This is a genomic window from Streptomyces sp. NPDC051907, assembly GCF_040681075.1.
Taxonomy (GTDB): Bacteria; Actinomycetota; Actinomycetes; order Streptomycetales; family Streptomycetaceae; genus Streptomyces.
In genome coordinates this window covers 1-15,981 of record NZ_JBFAYB010000093.1, presented here as the reverse complement: position 1 = coordinate 15,981, position 15,981 = coordinate 1, and the positions used below count along the sequence as shown (strand labels likewise).

The 15,981-nt window shown below is 63.9% G+C and carries 16 protein-coding genes and 3 tRNA genes; 1 reads left to right on the top strand and 18 read right to left on the bottom strand.

Translation table 11 applies throughout. The features are described 5' to 3' along the window. Positions 1–7: 7 nt before the first annotated feature. From AB0M39_RS33400 to AB0M39_RS33335, 14 genes are all read right to left on the bottom strand, one after another. Positions 8–1,000 (bottom strand): hypothetical protein, encoded by a 993-nt coding sequence (locus tag AB0M39_RS33400; RefSeq protein WP_365370429.1) that lies wholly within the window; start codon positions 998–1,000, stop codon positions 8–10. Between the two features lie 6 nt (positions 1,001–1,006). Beyond that, a complete protein-coding gene (locus AB0M39_RS33395) occupies positions 1,007–1,873 on the bottom strand; it encodes a hypothetical protein (protein ID WP_365370427.1) in 867 nt (288 codons plus the stop codon). Between the two features lie 38 nt (positions 1,874–1,911). After that, complete coding sequence (locus AB0M39_RS33390) at positions 1,912–4,314, bottom strand: phage tail tape measure protein (RefSeq protein ID WP_365370425.1); 2,403 nt, start codon at positions 4,312–4,314, stop codon at positions 1,912–1,914. 209 nt (positions 4,315–4,523) lie between these two features. Beyond that, positions 4,524–4,802: a hypothetical protein gene (locus AB0M39_RS33385; RefSeq protein WP_365370423.1), complete on the bottom strand. Its 279-nt coding sequence runs from the start codon at positions 4,800–4,802 to the stop codon at positions 4,524–4,526. 2 nt (positions 4,803–4,804) lie between these two features. Then, complete coding sequence (locus AB0M39_RS33380; protein ID WP_365370421.1) at positions 4,805–5,239, bottom strand: HK97-gp10 family putative phage morphogenesis protein; 435 nt, start codon at positions 5,237–5,239, stop codon at positions 4,805–4,807. Positions 5,240–5,274: 35 nt separating this feature from the next. Further along, on the bottom strand, positions 5,275–6,264 hold the full coding sequence (locus AB0M39_RS33375) for a phage tail tube protein (RefSeq protein ID WP_365370419.1): 990 nt from the start codon (positions 6,262–6,264) through the stop codon (positions 5,275–5,277). Positions 6,265–6,275: 11 nt separating this feature from the next. Then, entirely contained in the window at positions 6,276–6,707 is a 432-nt protein-coding gene (locus AB0M39_RS33370) for a hypothetical protein (RefSeq protein ID WP_365370417.1), read from the bottom strand. A gap of 10 nt (positions 6,708–6,717) precedes the next feature. Then, positions 6,718–7,083, bottom strand: coding sequence for a hypothetical protein (locus AB0M39_RS33365; RefSeq protein WP_365370415.1), 366 nt, complete (start codon positions 7,081–7,083; stop codon positions 6,718–6,720). 65 nt (positions 7,084–7,148) lie between these two features. Then, positions 7,149–8,333 (bottom strand): phage major capsid protein, encoded by a 1,185-nt coding sequence (locus tag AB0M39_RS33360; protein WP_365370413.1) that lies wholly within the window; start codon positions 8,331–8,333, stop codon positions 7,149–7,151. Further along, positions 8,334–8,978, bottom strand: a complete 645-nt coding sequence (locus tag AB0M39_RS33355) for an HK97 family phage prohead protease (protein ID WP_365370411.1) — start codon at positions 8,976–8,978, stop codon at positions 8,334–8,336. After that, positions 8,953–10,353 carry a phage portal protein gene (locus tag AB0M39_RS33350; RefSeq protein ID WP_365370409.1) on the bottom strand — a complete coding sequence of 467 codons (1,401 nt, stop codon included), beginning with the start codon at positions 10,351–10,353 and terminating at the stop codon, positions 8,953–8,955. Before AB0M39_RS33350 ends, AB0M39_RS33355 begins: the two co-directional genes overlap by 26 nt. Positions 10,354–10,388: 35 nt before the next feature. Beyond that, complete coding sequence (locus AB0M39_RS33345; RefSeq protein WP_365370407.1) at positions 10,389–11,942, bottom strand: terminase large subunit; 1,554 nt, start codon at positions 11,940–11,942, stop codon at positions 10,389–10,391. A 14-nt stretch (positions 11,943–11,956) separates the two neighbouring features. Continuing rightward, positions 11,957–12,301 carry a phage terminase small subunit P27 family gene (locus AB0M39_RS33340; RefSeq protein ID WP_365370473.1) on the bottom strand — a complete coding sequence of 115 codons (345 nt, stop codon included), beginning with the start codon at positions 12,299–12,301 and terminating at the stop codon, positions 11,957–11,959. A 294-nt stretch (positions 12,302–12,595) separates the two neighbouring features. Continuing rightward, the gene (locus tag AB0M39_RS33335) at positions 12,596–12,949 is read right to left on the bottom strand and encodes an HNH endonuclease signature motif containing protein (protein ID WP_365370405.1); all 354 of its coding nucleotides are present in this window, start codon (positions 12,947–12,949) and stop codon (positions 12,596–12,598) included. 97 nt (positions 12,950–13,046) lie between these two features. Here AB0M39_RS33335 and AB0M39_RS33330 point away from each other — a divergent pair, with 97 nt between their 5' ends. After that, positions 13,047–13,475: a hypothetical protein gene (locus tag AB0M39_RS33330; RefSeq protein WP_365370403.1), complete on the top strand. Its 429-nt coding sequence runs from the start codon at positions 13,047–13,049 to the stop codon at positions 13,473–13,475. A gap of 11 nt (positions 13,476–13,486) precedes the next feature. Here AB0M39_RS33330 and AB0M39_RS33325 read toward each other — a convergent pair. From AB0M39_RS33325 to AB0M39_RS33310, 4 genes are all read right to left on the bottom strand, one after another. Then, positions 13,487–13,562, bottom strand: a tRNA-Leu gene (locus tag AB0M39_RS33325). Positions 13,563–13,567: 5 nt separating this feature from the next. After that, positions 13,568–13,638, bottom strand: a tRNA-Ala gene (locus tag AB0M39_RS33320). Between the two features lie 99 nt (positions 13,639–13,737). Next, positions 13,738–13,810 (bottom strand) — tRNA-Lys (locus AB0M39_RS33315). A gap of 457 nt (positions 13,811–14,267) precedes the next feature. Then, positions 14,268–15,824 (bottom strand): recombinase family protein, encoded by a 1,557-nt coding sequence (locus AB0M39_RS33310; protein WP_365370471.1) that lies wholly within the window; start codon positions 15,822–15,824, stop codon positions 14,268–14,270. Positions 15,825–15,981 lie beyond the last annotated feature (157 nt).

Here is a 15,981-nt window from a genome sequence, read left to right as displayed (position 1 = left end):
CATCCCCCTAGGTGCTGACCGGCGACTTGCTGAAGCTCTCGTTGATGTACGCGTTTCCGGTCACGCCGATTGAGCCGAACTCAATCGCTCCCGAAGACATGAGGCCAACGCGGGCGGTGCCGCCGGAAGTGGACGTGTAGGACGAGCCCGCTGTTCCGTAGGTGTTGTTCCTGGGCTTCGTGGCAGACGCCGGAAGCGCCCCCAGGTTCACGAGCTTGTTGATAGCCGTGTTGCCCGGGGCGAACGTCAACGTGCCGGACAGCTCCCAACACGTAGAACTCTCACGGACGTACAGCCAACCCGTGACCGTGATCGTCGCGTTGGCCGCGTTGGTGAAGTTCTGAAGTGTGCACGCCTTCCACGGTCCGGGGTCGGTGGTGAACCACTCACCGGCCTTCGTCCGTACCCAGCGCTGACCGGTGCTCAGGTCGACACAGGCAGCCCCCGGGCGGAACTGATCAGGTAGGGGAAGCTGTCCTGCCCAGTCAACGGCCACGGTGCCCGGGGCCGGGCTGAGCATCTGGTCTTGATACTGCCCGGTGATGCGGACGGGCGTGATCGTGAACGTGGTGGTGGACTTCGGCACGTCCACCCAGCCCAGGGCAACAGCGTTGTCCGGGCGGGCAGGGGCGGACGGGCTTGCCGCCGGCGTTCCCTCTAGCAGTTCGACTTCAAAGCCGTTGGCCGGGTCACCGTTCGCCGTGGACCGGAGCCGGGCAATGATCAGGTCCCGTCTGGGGTTGACGTTGCTCGGAGTCGGGACGGCAACGGTAACGCCCGGAGTCCATGCCCAGGTTGCCCCGTTGATGGGGTGCCCGACGAGCGCGTTGCCGCTGCCCACGTCCACCGTGCGGGCTGTCTGGTCGGAGTTCAGCAAGAACTCATTCGTGGACGCGAACAGATGCTTTGCCGGTCCCCGCGAACTCAGAAGCGCGTTCCAGTTCGCCATGTCGGCAGCGCCGTAGGTTGTGCCTTCCTGAAACCATGCGAAGCCCGCCATGCGTGATCACACCCATTCGTCAGTCCATGTCAGGGCGGCACTGGCCGCGCTGAACTCGTTGTCATGTGTGAGGCGAAGGCGGTGGTCCCCACTCGCGTATTCGGGCCATGTGGAACCGGTCATGACGAGCCCGGTCACGTCCGTGCCGTCCATGAGCCGGACGACCTGGGCGGCACTGTCCGCGGTACAGGCTCCGTCGAAACGCACCCCGAACCACTGGCCGGTTGCGTCGTCCCGCAAGACCGGGTTCTTCGCGTCCCGGAACTCAATGACGGGCCGGGCCGGGACCGATCCCCATTGCGTGAACCGGGTGATGGGGTCAGCCGGCGGGGCGCTACTGCCCTTGACCGTGAAGGGGACGGTTGCCGGGAAGGTGAAGCCACCGTCAAGCGGGGGCCGGACCGAACTCTTCGCCGTGACCTTCCGCGCTTCCTGCCCGTAGATCTTCGGGTCGGTGGCGAACAACTCGACAACGACGTTGCACACCCGGTAGGCAAAGCTCAGGTCCAGCGGGGCGCTCCGCTTCCTGGGCCGTGCCTTGAGGTAGGCCGTACGGTCCGCTGCCGCACCGGGGAGCCTGAAGCGGAAAGGCTTCTCATCCCCGGCGGGCAGGAAGGCAGCCTGTACGGCCGTCAGCGCCTTCGTGAACTCGTCCCCCGTGCTGCCGTAGACCTCAAGCGTCATGGTGACCGTGCGCCCGTTCAGGTAGTCGTCCCCGGGCCAGAGCCCGTGACGCTGAACAAGGGTCTGGTCCGCCGTCCGGATATCCGGCAGGGACAGCAGACCGTCAACCGCCACGATGGATATGGCGGAGTCGGGTTCCCCCATGACGAGCCCGTTGAACTCAGCCGTCCACTCACCCAACTCCGCCATGCCGCCCCCCTCTTGCCTACTCATGTGAGTAGGCGCGCTTACCGTGGTGCTGTCCGAAGAGCCCAGGCGACTTCACGGCCGATGGCCCAGGGGTCCGCGTCCGTGCGGACGTTGACCACGACTCCGCCCCCGGTCGGGGCAGCGTGGTTTGGGATCACGTTGGAACCGTTGGGCAGGCTGACCCACTCCGGGCCACGCTCACCGACGCGGGTCAGTCCGGCTGCCGGACCGCCTGCCGCGCGAATCTTCGGGATGGGGTTGGCGGGAAGGTCAATCGAGAGCTTCCCCCATCCCAGCTTGTTCGGAATGGCCCAGTTCAGAAGATCAATCACGCTGTTGATCGCGCCCTTTGCCGCGTTCTTCACGGTGCCGGCGAGACTGGACGCGAACCCGCCCAGCTTGGAAAGCCCGTTCTTGAGCCCGTCAACCACGGTCTTGCCGATGTTCAGCGCGGACCGGGCGATGTTGACCGCCGTACTGGCGATGCGTCCCGGCAGGCTCTTGAAGAAGTCGATGACGGAGTTGAGCCCGTCGCGCGCCTTCTCATAGACGTAGCGGAACGCCTTGCTCGTGGCTTCCTTGATCTTGTCCCAGTGCTTGATGATCAAGCCGGGACCGGTGAAGTTCAGAAACATGTTCTTGATGAAATTGAACGCGCCCTTGATCTTCTCCCAGACCCAGGAAAAGGCTTCGCCTGTCTTTTCCTTGATCGTGTCCCAATGCTGAATGATCAGCCCGGGTCCGGTGAAGTTAAGGAAGAGATCCTTGATGAAGTTGAAGATCCCTAGGATCTTCTGCCACACCCAGTCAAAAGCCTGAAGTGTCCATTGCTTGATCTGGTCCCAGTTGGCCCAGATCAGGGCAGCGAGACCAACAACGGCAGCGATGATGAGCGCGACCGGGCCCATGGCTATGAGCCACGCGGCAGCCATGCGGGCTGCCTGAAGCATGGCTTGCGCGCCCATGAGGACCCACCCGCCAACCACGATGGCAGCGGAAGCCACGGCCTGGGCGGCAGACTTGATCCAGCCCCCGACCACAGCCCAGTGAGCGGCAACCTGAGTGGCAGCGCTGCCCACGCTCGTTGCCGTGGATGTGACCCAGGCGGTCACGCTCGTGGCTGCCGAAATGGTGGACTGAACGCCCCAGGCAATGAGTGCCGGAAGCACGAGAAGGGTGATGACCCCGGCCACGGCTCCAATAGCGCCCTTGTTGTCGTCGATGAACCGGCCGAAGGCAACGACCTTGTCCGCGGCTGACTCAAGCGCGGGGATGAGCGCTCCGCCGATCACGTTGACCGCGCCGGTCTGAAGGCTTCGCCAGAAGGCAGTCAGCTTCGTTGAGGCGTTGTCGTGCATGGTGTCGCCGGCCTTCTTCGCCGCGCCGTCCACCTTGCCCAGGGAAGCCGCTGCCTTGTCGACGTTCAGGGAGAAGAGAGCCGCGCCCAGGTCCTCACCGGGACCGCCGAACAGCGTCTTGACCGCATTCGCCTTGTCAGCTGAGGCGGGCATCTTGGCCAAGGCGTCAAGCACCTTGTCCATTGCGAGCTTCGCGCTATCACCGCCGGCCGCAACGTCAGCCGTGATCTGCTTTCCGTTCAGACCGATTGAGTCAAAGGTCTTCTCGACAGCTTCGCCACCCTGTCCGGCAACAAGGCTGAATTCTTTGATCGCGTCCGCCACTTGATCAGCGTCACGCGCACCGCCCTTGAGCCCCTGGGATATGAGGCCCATTGCCGTCTTGCCGTCCAGCCCCAACGTGCGGAAGTTCGTTGAGTATTCGTTGAACGTGTCCAAGAGGTCTTCAGCTTTGTTGCCGCCCTCTTGTGCTCCCTTGACGAGAATGTCAAACGCTTCGTCGGCGTTCTTCGCCATTCCGGTCTTGAGCATCTGGCCAACAGAGTTGGCGGTCGGCCCGACTTCGTCGCCCAGCACGTCCGCAACGTTCATGGCCTTCTTGCTGATGTTCGCCATTTCATCGGCGGTAGCACCGGCAGGAACTAGACCTTGCTGCCAAAGGGACTTGAGCGCGGTGTTCGCGTCCTCAATCGACTCCCCGTAGCCGGCGGAATAGACAGCCCCGGCAGCCTTGCCCAGGCGCTCAGCCTCAGCCGGGGACGCGCCCAGTTGGGCTGCTAGAAGGTCGTTGCCCTTCTCCTGATCAAGGGCTTCGCTGATACCCGCCACGAGCCCGGCAGCGATAGCCCCGCCGGCCAGTGCTGCCATGCCCCCGAAGCGCTCACCGAACGAGCTGACTTCGTCCCCCGCGTCAGCTACCCCGACCGATACCGCGTCCCCCAGGTTCGCGGCTTCTTCGGTCGCCTGACGAAGCGCTTCTTCTACCCGGTCCGCAAACTCAGTTACGTCCGCCGATCCTCGCTCAAGGGAAGCCGATAGGTCCGACTCGTCACCTAGCAGCGTGATCGTGATTGGCTTCGCCACCGGTCCCCCTTACGTCATGACCGGCGTGCGCCGTTCCCCCGAAGTGCCGCCGGACGAGCGCCCCCGTGACGTTCGTCGGCTGTCTCTGTTCTGCCGCTCTATGTCGGCTGTCATCTGGTCAACCAGCGCGTTGAAGTCCCTGAGTTGCAGGGACCGAACGTCCGACCACGTGAGCCCCTTGAAGTGGCCCAGCAATCGGGCGCACGTGACTACGCGCTGGGCGCGGTAGGGTCCGGCTTCGCCTTGCTCGGCTTGAGCTGGATACGCAGCTTGCCCGCGTCCTCAATGGAAAAGTTCGGGTCCGTCCGGCGCTTGAGGACCACGGCCATAGCGCGGAGCATTGGAGCCCGCCGGGTGCCCGGCTTCCGGAGATCGTCAAGCGGTGCGTCTGTGACGGTCTCGATAATGTCGATCTCGTCAATGGTCAGGCTGTCGAGATCAAGGGCGAGAAGTTCGCCCAGGTCCCCGCCCAGCTTCTTCGCGGCCATGATTAGTCACTCTCCAAATGCTCACGAACCACGGCGGAAATCTCACGCTCGTAGGTCTCGGATACGGCTCCGCTCTTACGCGCCATGGCGCGGAACAGGAACCGGTTCGGTCTGATGTTGCGCTTGCGGTAGCCGAAGTGGATTGCCGCCGCGTACGGGACACGAGCGGCGGAACCGGCCTTGACGGCAGCGCCCTTTGCGGAAGCGGTCACCTTGACCGACTTCGCCAACTTGCCGGGCTTGTAGCGCCGGCTGGACTTCGCGTCCCGCTTGCCCACCGGTGCCGTGCTCTGGGCTTCCGGCTTGACGACTTCGGCAGCCGCCTTGTTCGCGGCACGCACCGCGTTGTTCAGCTCACGACTCTTGAGCTTGCGAATGTTGCGCGTCATTTCGGTCATGCCTTGCACGCGCACTGTGAAGCGGCTCGTCTGGGCCACGCTCAACCCCCTGCCTACTCACGTGAGTAGGCTCTCTACGGAGCCGGTTCCGTGACGGGCTTCGGCTCCGTGTAGGTGACCTTGACGGCAGCCGGACCGTCCCCCGGGTCAAGGACCCTGAACGGCAGCGTCATCACGGTCACGTCGTCAACGGACGCTTCCGGGGACTCCCCGGTGAACTGGATTGCCGGGCAGTCGACACGGACCGACGTGCCGGGGGTCAGTCCGGCAAGGTCCACCCGAAGCGCGACGATCTCACCGGCAACGAACGCCTCATAGAGCTTGAGGCTGTCAGCGCTGAACTCCCCCTCAAACTCACCTTCGTACGTGGGGATGGCAGCCCGGACCGGCTTCTTCTTCAGCGGGTTGCCCCGGAGAAAGCGCCGGTCGGTCTTCATGCCCAGGTCTCCGGTGAGCGAGAACTTGCCCGCGTCCACGGGGACGGCAGTACCGGCCCGGGTCAGCGTCAGCGCGGTACGAGACCAGTCGTACGCACGGGCATCCTCCGGGTAGGTGATCGGCAGGATCTGAGCCGGGGTGCTCGTGTGGGACACGTCCTGAAAGTCAAAGCTGACGTTCAGGGTGACCGGGTTCTCAACCTCAGCGGTCAGCTCGAATTCCGTTGCCACACACCCGACGTGCTTATACGCAACGTCCGTGCCCTCAACGGTCGGGCGGATCATCTGGGCCGTGAAGCTGGGTGCCTCACTGTAGGTGGCGGTCTCGAAGACGTGGACGCGAGTGGTCGCGTTGTCGGTGACCGTGTGCTTGTCGAATGCGGCGGACAGGAGAGCGGCAGCGCCTACGTCCAGTAGGTCAGCCTCAAGCTCACCTTCACCGCCCATCGTGATGATGTTCCGGCGGTCCGCGCGGGCAGTCTGAAGACCACGGCGGAAGCCGACTGACTCAACGAATTCCTTGCTGACCTTCCACGAATCCGCCTTGCCCTCATAGCCAAGTATGGATTCGGCGGCAGTGCCGTAGGTGGTCTCCGCGCCAATGCCGATGGCAGCGTCTAGGGACATGCTTGTACTCCTTACGTCACTCTGCCGCGCACCTTTACGCGGACGGTCAGGGCGCTGAACGCCCCATCGGTGGTCTCCGCCGTGTCGACGGTTGAGGACTCCGGGCGGATATCGAGAAGCCCCGGAACGCTCGTCCGGTCCACGGAGCGGCAGGCTTCGGCAATGTGCTCACGGAGCCCGTACACGCCCCGCTCAGCGGCGATCGGGTCGCCCGGGGTGATCACCACCGCGTGGGCTTCCACGTAGCCCGTGACAGCCGTTGGCTTACGCGGACCGGCCCTCATGGCAACGGGCTCCGCTTCGTCTTCGGTGATCGCGCCTAGCCAGATCTGTTGCCGGCGGTCTTCCTGCCCGGTCTCCGCGAAGGTGCATTGCACCCCGGCAGGGACGAGCGCCTTGAGCCGTTCGTGAAGGGCAACCTTCGCTTCGAAGATCAGCGACACGGGAGCCCCCTTACATGAAGATGAACGGGAGCCGGACCCGGTACCGGTTCAACTGGGCGTTGACTTCGGGCAGGCTCGTGGGTCGCCAGTTGCCACCCGCCTGGGCAAGCTGAATGGACCCAAATTCGGATTGGAGCTGAAGCGCCCGGTCCGGGATGCGGGAGACGAGATCAAGGCAGTACGCCCGTGCGATCTTGCGGACACACCAACGGATCGTTTCCGGGGCAGCATCCACGCCTTCCCACTTGCGACCGCAGTACGTTTCGACAGTCTCAACCGCGAAGTCGACGGCCTCACTCAGCGTCTCGTCAGAGAACAAGGAAGCGTCGGCCATGCCGTCAAGGGCGCGTATTTCAGCGATGGTTGCGTAAGACACGGTGCCCCCTCACGGAAGAGGTCTGCCTACTCACGTGAGTAGGCAGACCCCCCAGGCGACAGGGCTTACGCCCCGCCACCAACGGTCAGAACCTTCGCGGACCGCTCGTCCACAAGCAGACCGTCCGCACGCTGTAGGAAGCGGTAAACGATCTGGTCGGAAAGGAACTTCACGTCAACGGAGCGCTCAACGCGGAGCGGACCGGCAAGGCGGACCGTGTACTTGCTCAGGTCACCGAAGTAGACCTTCGCGTCGGGCATCCCCACGTCGGTCAGGACTGGGCGACCGTTGAAGGTGTCCGGAGCACCGGCAATGACACTCGACTGCCACAGGTACTGACCGTCAGTGTTCTTCAGCTTCCGCATCTGGGCGGCAACCTTGTCCGCCACGACGAAGGCAGCGTTCGCCCGGTAGGACGAAGGCAGCTCGTAGAAGAGATCAATGAGCGCGTCCGAAACCGTCGCGTCCTTCGCGGTAGCCGTGAAAGTGGCGGTTGCCGGGGACGCGGCAGTGATGATGCCCTTCGGCTGCCCGGTGCCCGTGCCGGTCAGGAAGTGCGCGCCCATGCCCGCGCCGATGGCCGGGCCCGCGTCGCCAACCAGGAAGCTGACAAGGTCAAGCGCCTGATCAGCGACGAACTCACTGGACAGGGTGGACGCATAGGCGTACTTGAACGCGCCAACCGACCGCTGAACGGTGGTCGGGTTGCTCTCCGGGATGGTGCCGTTCTCACCGACGATGCCGGCGGACGCGTGACCAACCACAACGGTGAAGTCCATCGGCTCACCGGAACTCGTGGTCAGGATCGTTGCGCCCCCGCGCATGATGGTGGAACGCTCCACGGCCTCAGCCAGAAGCCGCCCGTACAGGGTCCGCGCAATCACGGTGTTGCCCGGGTTGGTCTTCGTGTCGATGGCCGCGCGGGACTCCGGGGCGAAGGTGACCGACTCGTTGACGTTCAGGGCGCGAAGCTGAGCGGCTGCCTGGGCTAGCTTGTCCTGGGTCTCAGTCTTGGACCCGGTGCCCTTGAGGCCGGCCATGAGCGCGCTCACGGACTCACCGGACTTCAGTACCTCAATGCCCCGCTTGATCCGACCGTCATAGTCGGCAATGGAGGCAATGAGCTTGTCTTCCTTGGACCGGGCCTCAGCGTCCATATCCTTGCCCGCGAACTCTTCGGCCAGGGAGCGAAGCTCACCGGTGACCTTCTCGCGCGCCTCAAAGTTCGCGCTGAGAGTAGTAGCGTCCATTCAGCGGACACCCCCCTTTGTTATTAGCGCGCGGACTAGAGCACGCGCGTTCTTGTGGTCTTCCGGCTCGTCCTCTTCGGGCTCGTCCGCCGGGTCTTCGTCCGGCTCGTCCGCCGGCTCTTCCGTGCTCTCGTCCGACTCGTCCGGCTCGTCGTCCGGGTCTTCGTCGTCCTTCTTCGCGGCACGGAGCGTGACGCCTAGCGCTGCCTCAATGGACCGAAGCGCCGCGTCAGTTGTGGGGTATGCAGGGTTGAGGACCGGGCCCAGTTCGGCCACGTCCATAGCGGTGATCTCACGAATGGGCAGACCCGTTTCCGGGTCCGTCCCCGCGCGACGCTGCCCGCCCTTGTCCACGCGGAACGTGAAGGAAGATCCCTTCACGTCACCGCGCTTGAGTAGTTCGGCAACGTCCCGGCCAACGGACGTGTTGGGAAGGTCGACTTCGTACCAACCCCCGTGCTCGTCCTCACCGACACGGAGCGTGCCGGACGAGCGCCGGCCTAGTGCGTTGTCCGCGTTGTGGTTGAAGGTGGCCAGAACGTCGTTGCGCTCAAGGGAAGCCATACCGGCCCCGGGCACGATGCGCTCACGGAAGCCGCCCAGGTCGTGGGACAGCTCGTTAAACCGGTACGCGTACCCGCGCATGGTGGTTGCGCTGCCGTTCGCCCGCACTTCCGCCGGGCTCGTCAGGCTCCGCCGTTCCGTCGTCATCCTCTTCGTCCCCCTCAGTGGGCTCGTCCGCAACCGGCAGTTCCGGGGCGGGGTTCGGCTCAGGCGGGGGCTCGTCTTCGGTCACGTCGGCAAGGTTCAGCGGCACGCGGTGACCGGCTCCCTGACCGTCAGGCAGGGGCGGGAGATCTTCAGCGGCTCGTACTTCGTCAATCGAGTAGATGCCGTTCTGAAGACCCAGGCTGTAAAGCTCCATGCGTTCCTTCGGAGCGCCACGCTGGATACCGTCAAGGGAGAACTTCACGAACTTCTGACGGTCGGCTGTCTCCGCGAACAGAAGCCGGGTGAAGCCCGCCTCAATGCGCTCAAGCCACGGGCGCAGCGAGAACATGGCGAAGGCTTGGTTCTGTTCGGCAAGCCCGCTGCCCCAGCTCGTTGAGTTGGTCGCGTCGCTGATCAGGTGGGGCGGTACGCCGAAGATGCGCCCGATCTCCGGAACCTGAAATTGCCGGGTCTGTAGGAACTGGGCTTCGTCCGGGGAGATCGAGACCTTCGAGAACTTCGCGCCTTCGGTGAGAAGGGCGACCCTATGGGCGTTCTCCGGACCGGAGTTGGCCAGTCGCCACGCTTCACGAGCGCGGGCAAGTCCCTCTTCCGACATGGAGCCGGGGACTTCCACGATCGCGCCGGGCATGGCCCCGTTGCCGAAGAACTTCGCGCCGTAGGTCTGGGCGGCAAGAGCGAGCCCGATGGACTCACGCGCGTAGGCAATGGGGCTGACCCCGGTGACCTCACCGGGCAGCATCATCCCGGGGATGTGAAGGATCTCCCGGGGGGTGAACCAGCCAAGGGCAATCTCGTTGCCTTCGTCGTCAATGTCGAAAGCCTCAAAGACCTTCCGGCGCATCCCGTCAACCATCACGGTGTGCGTGATGATTCGGGACGGGTCCAGCACGTCCAGACCGGCTATGCCCGTACCGTCCGGCGACCACCGAACGGCAAGGTAGGCGTTGCCCTCAAGCAACAGCGAAAGCACGATCTGAGAGATCAGGTCGATACGGCCCAGCCCGCCGGGCTCCGCCGTGGGGTAGTCCAGCCACAGCGGGGACGGGATCTCTCGACGAGCCCCGCCCCTCTTTGAGTAGGTGGTGACCGGCAGCGTCGCTATGGTCTCGCTCAGCAGACGCACGCACGCGAAGACGGCAGAGACGTTGAGTGCCGTCCCCACGTCTACGCGCTGACCGGCGGACGAGACCACGCCCGGGTACGGGTACAGATCGTGAGCGGGCTCCCAGCCTGCCCGTGCTTCGGTGGCGGGGGTCTTGCGGAATAGGTCAAGCCAGAAACCCACGGCCCCCGCCCCCTTGCCTACTCACGTGAGTAGGCTCATAGATCGTCAAAGAACTCCGCGCTACCTCCGTAGGCGAAGACCTCACCGCCGGTTTCCCAGGTGGCGAGAATGGGCGCGTCTATCAGTCCGGGGTTGTCCTCACGCCACATCACCGCGCCGTGGACGGCAAGGATCATGGCTATGGCAAGGTCAATCTTTCGGCGTGAAGACGCGTGTTCCTTCGTGACGCGGGCCCCGTTGCGGTCTTCGCGAAGCACCGCGTTACCGATGTGGCGAGCAAGAGCGGGGTTGCCGTCGTGGCTCAGCCGGCCGTCTAGGCAAACGTCGTAAACGGCCTGAGTGGCCGGGACCATGCGCTTGAGTGAGTTCGTCGGGAACGCCTCAACCGGGAAGCCCTCAGACTCCAAGTTGTCTAGCGTCTCTTCCCAGCGGTACGGGTCCGCCACGAGCACGCGCACCGTGTAGGCGCTCAGCGCGTCCCGGAGTGCGTCCCGTACGTCCGCCATGGGTACGCGCCAATGCGCGTCATCCGGCGGGGCTTCCCAGTGGCCCAGAACGAACACCCGAAGGTCTGCCACGCGGCAGGCGACGAGCGCTGTGCTATCGCCCTTCCATGAGCCATCGAAGCCGAGAACCACGGCTTCCCCGGGGCTCAAGGTGTCGTCCACTGCCAGGGAGTCCCAGAGCCCATGAGGCAGCCACGTGGACGCGCCACGGACGAATTGGCTCAGGCGGTAGATTCGGAAGCTAGCCTCAGTGGATCGTTGGCAGGCAGCGCGGAAGTCCTCTTCGTTCAAGATCTCGTAAGAGGGATTGCACGCGCGCCATACGTCCGGGTCGGTGTGGTCCACCGTGTCCCCCAGGCGCGGACCCCACGAGCGATAGAAGAGCGTCGGGTCCTGGGCCTCACCGGAGTTGACCCGCTGCCCTTGCTCACAGAGCTGAGCAAAGGGTCCGTCCGGGTCCGGTCCGGCGGTGCTGATCACCCAGAAGATGGGCGCGTTGCGCGCGGCAGAGCCCAGGGTCAGCGCGTCGAAGAGATCGGGGTTCTTGCTGAACGCGTACTCATCAAGGGAGATCGAAGACGGGTTTAGACCTTGCTGCCGTCCCGCGTCTGCGGACACCACGCGATAGGTGGAGTCCTTGAACCGGATAATGTCCCGCTGGACTTCGCAGACAGCGGAGAGCTTCGGGGACGCGGTGACCATTTGCTTCGCCGCGTCGAAGACCATTCGGGCCTGAGCCCGATCGTTGGCGGCAGCGATGATCTGACGCTGAGAGTCGGACCGGTCCGCCACCAGGTGGTAAAGCATGATGGCAGCGGCAAGCGTGCTCTTGCCGTTCTTGCGCGCGACGCAGACGACAACGGTTCGGTGCTTGCGCTTCCACTGACCGAAGGTGTCCCGCGTCAGCTCGTAGGCGTCAACGAGTAGTTCACGCTGCCACGGCAAGAGCTTGAAGGGTTGGCCGGCGAACGAGCCCGTCAGGAAACAGAACTTCTCAATCCAGTTGGCAACCCGGTAGCCCTCAGACGGAAACGGTGCCGCCGCGGGAATGTGCCGCGCGATCACGGGGTCAAGACCGTCCACGCGGCACCCCCGTTCTAGAAGTCTTCGGGGCTTGCCGCCACGCGCCGGGCTTCGGCTGCCACGAGCCCCAGGCGCATACGCGCTTCGGGCGTGAAGCCGATGACTGTCTCTATGGCGCGTAGTTCGCGCTCAGTGGTCTCTACGAATCGCATGGCCGGGTGAATCGCCGGCTGACCCGTGGACCCGGCAACGGACAGCCCCTCAGCGGCAATGAGGTCTAGAAGGTCCCCGCGCCGGTCATGAAGTTCGGCGTACCGAAGGATGATGTTGCGGTCCGTGTCGGGCGAGTAGGCCCCGCTGCCCGCCTGCCAGACCGCACGCCACACGTCCCGCCCCGCTGCCTTCAAGTGCCCAGGCACACGCGGTGCGCGCCCCTCGTACACGACCGGGGCAGCGTCAGGGGTGGCAGGGGTGTTGGCGTTGCCGGTTCGCTGGGCGGGGCTCTTCGCTCTGGCCACCTTGACACCTACCTAACGGGGGCTTGAGACCCCTTAGCGGGTGCCTTTCTCAGGGGTGCGGAGCGGGCAGCGCCCAGGCGGGGCAAGGGGCGGGCAGTCCAAAAAATGGGGCCGCACCTAGCGCGCGTTTTCCGAGCTGGGGCCGGGATCGCCGGCGGGGATGTCCGGGAACTTCGGGACCGCTCTCCGCCCCCGTCAGAAGGGAACGGAGTTGTATCCGAAGTCCTCAGCCGTCTTGACCTTGTGGCACGTCTTGCACAAGACCTGAACGTTCGCGTCCACGTCTTCGCCACCCTTAGCAAGGGGCTTGATGTGGTCGATATCAACGGCACTCGGAAGGTAGGTACCGAGACACCTTGCACATGTCCCCTGCACCGCCTTGCGTACGGCCTTGCGCAGACGAGCGGCAGCGTTGTTGCCCCGGGCGATAGCCTCACGGCGCTTGCGGTGCGACTGCACAGACCGGCCGGACTCATAGGCCCGGTGGTGCTCAGCGCACCGCCCCGCATGGGTGGCGAACGCCCGACAGTCCAAACAACGTGTGCGCATGGCCACCCCCCGGTAAGCGCATGGCCCCCCTACCGGAAGGCGCGTCCCTCAGCACGTCGCCAAGAGGAATTACAGCTTTCGATCTACCATCAGCTATATGGAAAACACGTGGGCAAACCGTGACTTCCCTGTCCTGGACCACATCGTTAAAAGGCTGGATGACCCCGAAGTTGACTTCGTGTACGTGGCAGAAACCGCAGAGGTGCTGAACCTGGAATCTGACGACGTGGTAAGCGCCTTCGACGCTCTTGAAGGTGATGGGTACATCACCCGGGCCAAGGGTGGAGCCAAAATCAATTGGGCAGCAATGGAAGTTTCAGGCGAAGCTCGACGCAAGGTCGGCCAGTGGCCAACTGCCGAGGGAACCGTTGATGCCCTCATTAGGGCAATCGAGCTTGCGGCGGCTCAAGCCTCAAGCACGGAGGAGCGGACCAAACTTCAAAAGACTGCCGAAGGGCTTCGCTCATTCGCGCGGGATGTTGCCGTTGGAGTCGTCACCAGAGTCCTCACCGGAGGACTGACCTGACCCGCGTTGAGTACCCGCCCCCGGATTCGAACCGGGAACCTTTGCCGTCTAAGGGCAACGCCTCTTTGCCAGTTGGGCTAGGCGGGCTAGCTTGCGTCGGGCCGGATTCGAACCGGCGTTGCCCCCGGCAAGGGGGAGTCCTGGGCCGCTGGACGACCAACGCTTTAGGCGATTGCGTGAGAGCTACCCACCACGCCACGGGAGCCCCGAAGGGAGCCCGGCAAGTGCGCTGCCACCCCTGTACGGGGCTTTCACGCACCGGTTGGCCCGGTCGGACTTGAACCGACAACACCCGGGTTAAGAGCCCGGCGCTCTACCAATTGAGCTACGCGCCATAGGGCCCGGCGCTCAGAACCACGGTGGAAGAGTCCACACGTGGGAGCGCTCAGGCCGGTTGAGGGGGGTCACTGTCCGCCGTATGGCTCTTAGCCGGAAGGGTGCGCGGTATCCCCTGCCCTCACCCCTTATCTAGTGAGTGGATTGCCTGGGCTCGTGACTGCCGTGCGCCCGGTGCGCGGTGACGAAGTGACGTAGTGGCGAGCGGTTCGGGATTGCTCTAAGACTGGTTTTTGATTCGTAGGCTGGATTGGGAGTAATCATCATTCCGTCACTTCGTCACTGATCATTACCAGGTGTCCGATTGCCTGACTCTCTGTAATCACCGGGGGGAGGCAATCCGCGCTCCACCCACCCGCCGACGAGCGCATTGTGACGTGTACGCGTCAACAGTTCGACCGACGTAAGGGCCGGACCCGAAGGCCCGACCCTGCCACCGTTACCTATTTCGATTCTTTACGCTGCAATCTGCTCATCACGGGCAATAGCCTCAAGGTGGCCATCTGCCGGGTCCAGCGTGCGCCACCATTCCGGGCCGATGAACTCGACGGCTGCCCGACTCTCGCTGAATCGACGCTCAGCGGTTTTGGGAAGCGGGGTGACCTTTACCACGGCTCCGAAATCCCGAAGCAAGCTATTGCGACCCTCAGTAGTGCGCTGCCCCCATTCCTCGGAGAGCTTCACTCCGCTGTCCTCCCACTCAGTGCGCACCGGCTTAGCGGCTTCAAGCGCAAGCGCCGTCCGCTTTTCCTCAAGGGCCGTAATCTTCGAAATCACGGTTTGTGCCGCGCGTCCACCCGCCGGAAGTGCGGCAAGATTCCCGCTGAGGTTATCCAATGCTTCATCAGTGTCGTGAAGCTCCCGGGCAACATCACGCCCTTCGTGCTTGACCTTGCACATGAGACTAAAGCCACCAAAGCGCTTCAGGAAATCCGTCTCCGTTTGCTTGTCAAGGCCGCTTGCCTGAACGATGTTAGACGCGTGCTCTCCGTGCTTCCCTACGCCCTTCGGGCATACATAGGTTGAATAGTCCTTGCCCTTCAATATTCGCTTCTGGTGATACATCGGTCCGGCGCATTCGGCGCACTGAGCCACGTGAAGAAGAGCCGCCTTACCCGTACGCGTGGCGCCCCTGCCCACAGAACGGGTCTCTACCTTTTCCCGCACCATGCCATGTGTCTTTGCGTCGAGAAGTTCGGGGCCCACCTGATGCGGGTTTCCCTGGGCGTCAAGTACCGGTTGGAGATACAGCGCACTTCGCGGCTTGCCGGGTGCCGCCTGAACAAGGAAGCCACGCGCGGCAGGCGTGATCAGCACGTCTCGGAGCGTGGTAGAAGACCACTTCGTTCCGCGCGTTTTCCTTCCGTCACGCTCCCGCGCATGGTCGGCAGGGGAAAGGATTCCACGTTCGTTCAATTCATGCGCAAGCCCAGTGAGTGAAGCACCCTTGTTCAAGAGCTTGTCAGCGCAGTCCCGAACAACAGCGGCAGAAACGGGGTCGATATCCAGATACGTTCCGCCGTCGCGCTTCACGAGCTTATAGCCGTACGGGGCTGCCCCGCCCAGCCAACGGCCAACAGTCCGAAGGTGGTTTTTCGACGCGGTGATACGCGCCTTAATCATGTCCCGCTCATATTCCGCAAACGCAGAAAGGACATGAACCACGAGCTTGGAAGTGTCGGGGCTGAGAGTGCCGTCCGCCGTGATGAGCGTAGCGCCGGCGTCTTCGGCAGCGCGAAGGAGTCGGGAGAACTCCAAGACGCTCCGGGCGTACCTGTCCAGCTTCGCGGCAAGCACGAAATCCGCTTCGCCCAGCGCGTCCAGCACCTGGGACATGCCGGGACGGTCCTCAAGGCGACTCGCCCCGGATACGTCCACGTCCGGCTCAGCGATAAACAACACGCGCCACCCGCGCGCCTTCGCATACGCCTTACATGCCGCTATCTGTGATTCGACTGATGTTGATGTGTCACTGTCCCGGCTCAGCCGGACGTAAATGACGACGGTACGCACCTTCACGCCAATCCCCCCTCACCTACCCCCTAGGGGGTCGATTGCGTGGATGGCTAAAGGAAGCACCCGCCCGGGTGTCTTGTCAAACCGTGCACGCAAACCCGCACGTCAAGACGCGAAGAGCCCCGTCCGGCCAGTAGCCGAACGGGGCTGGACC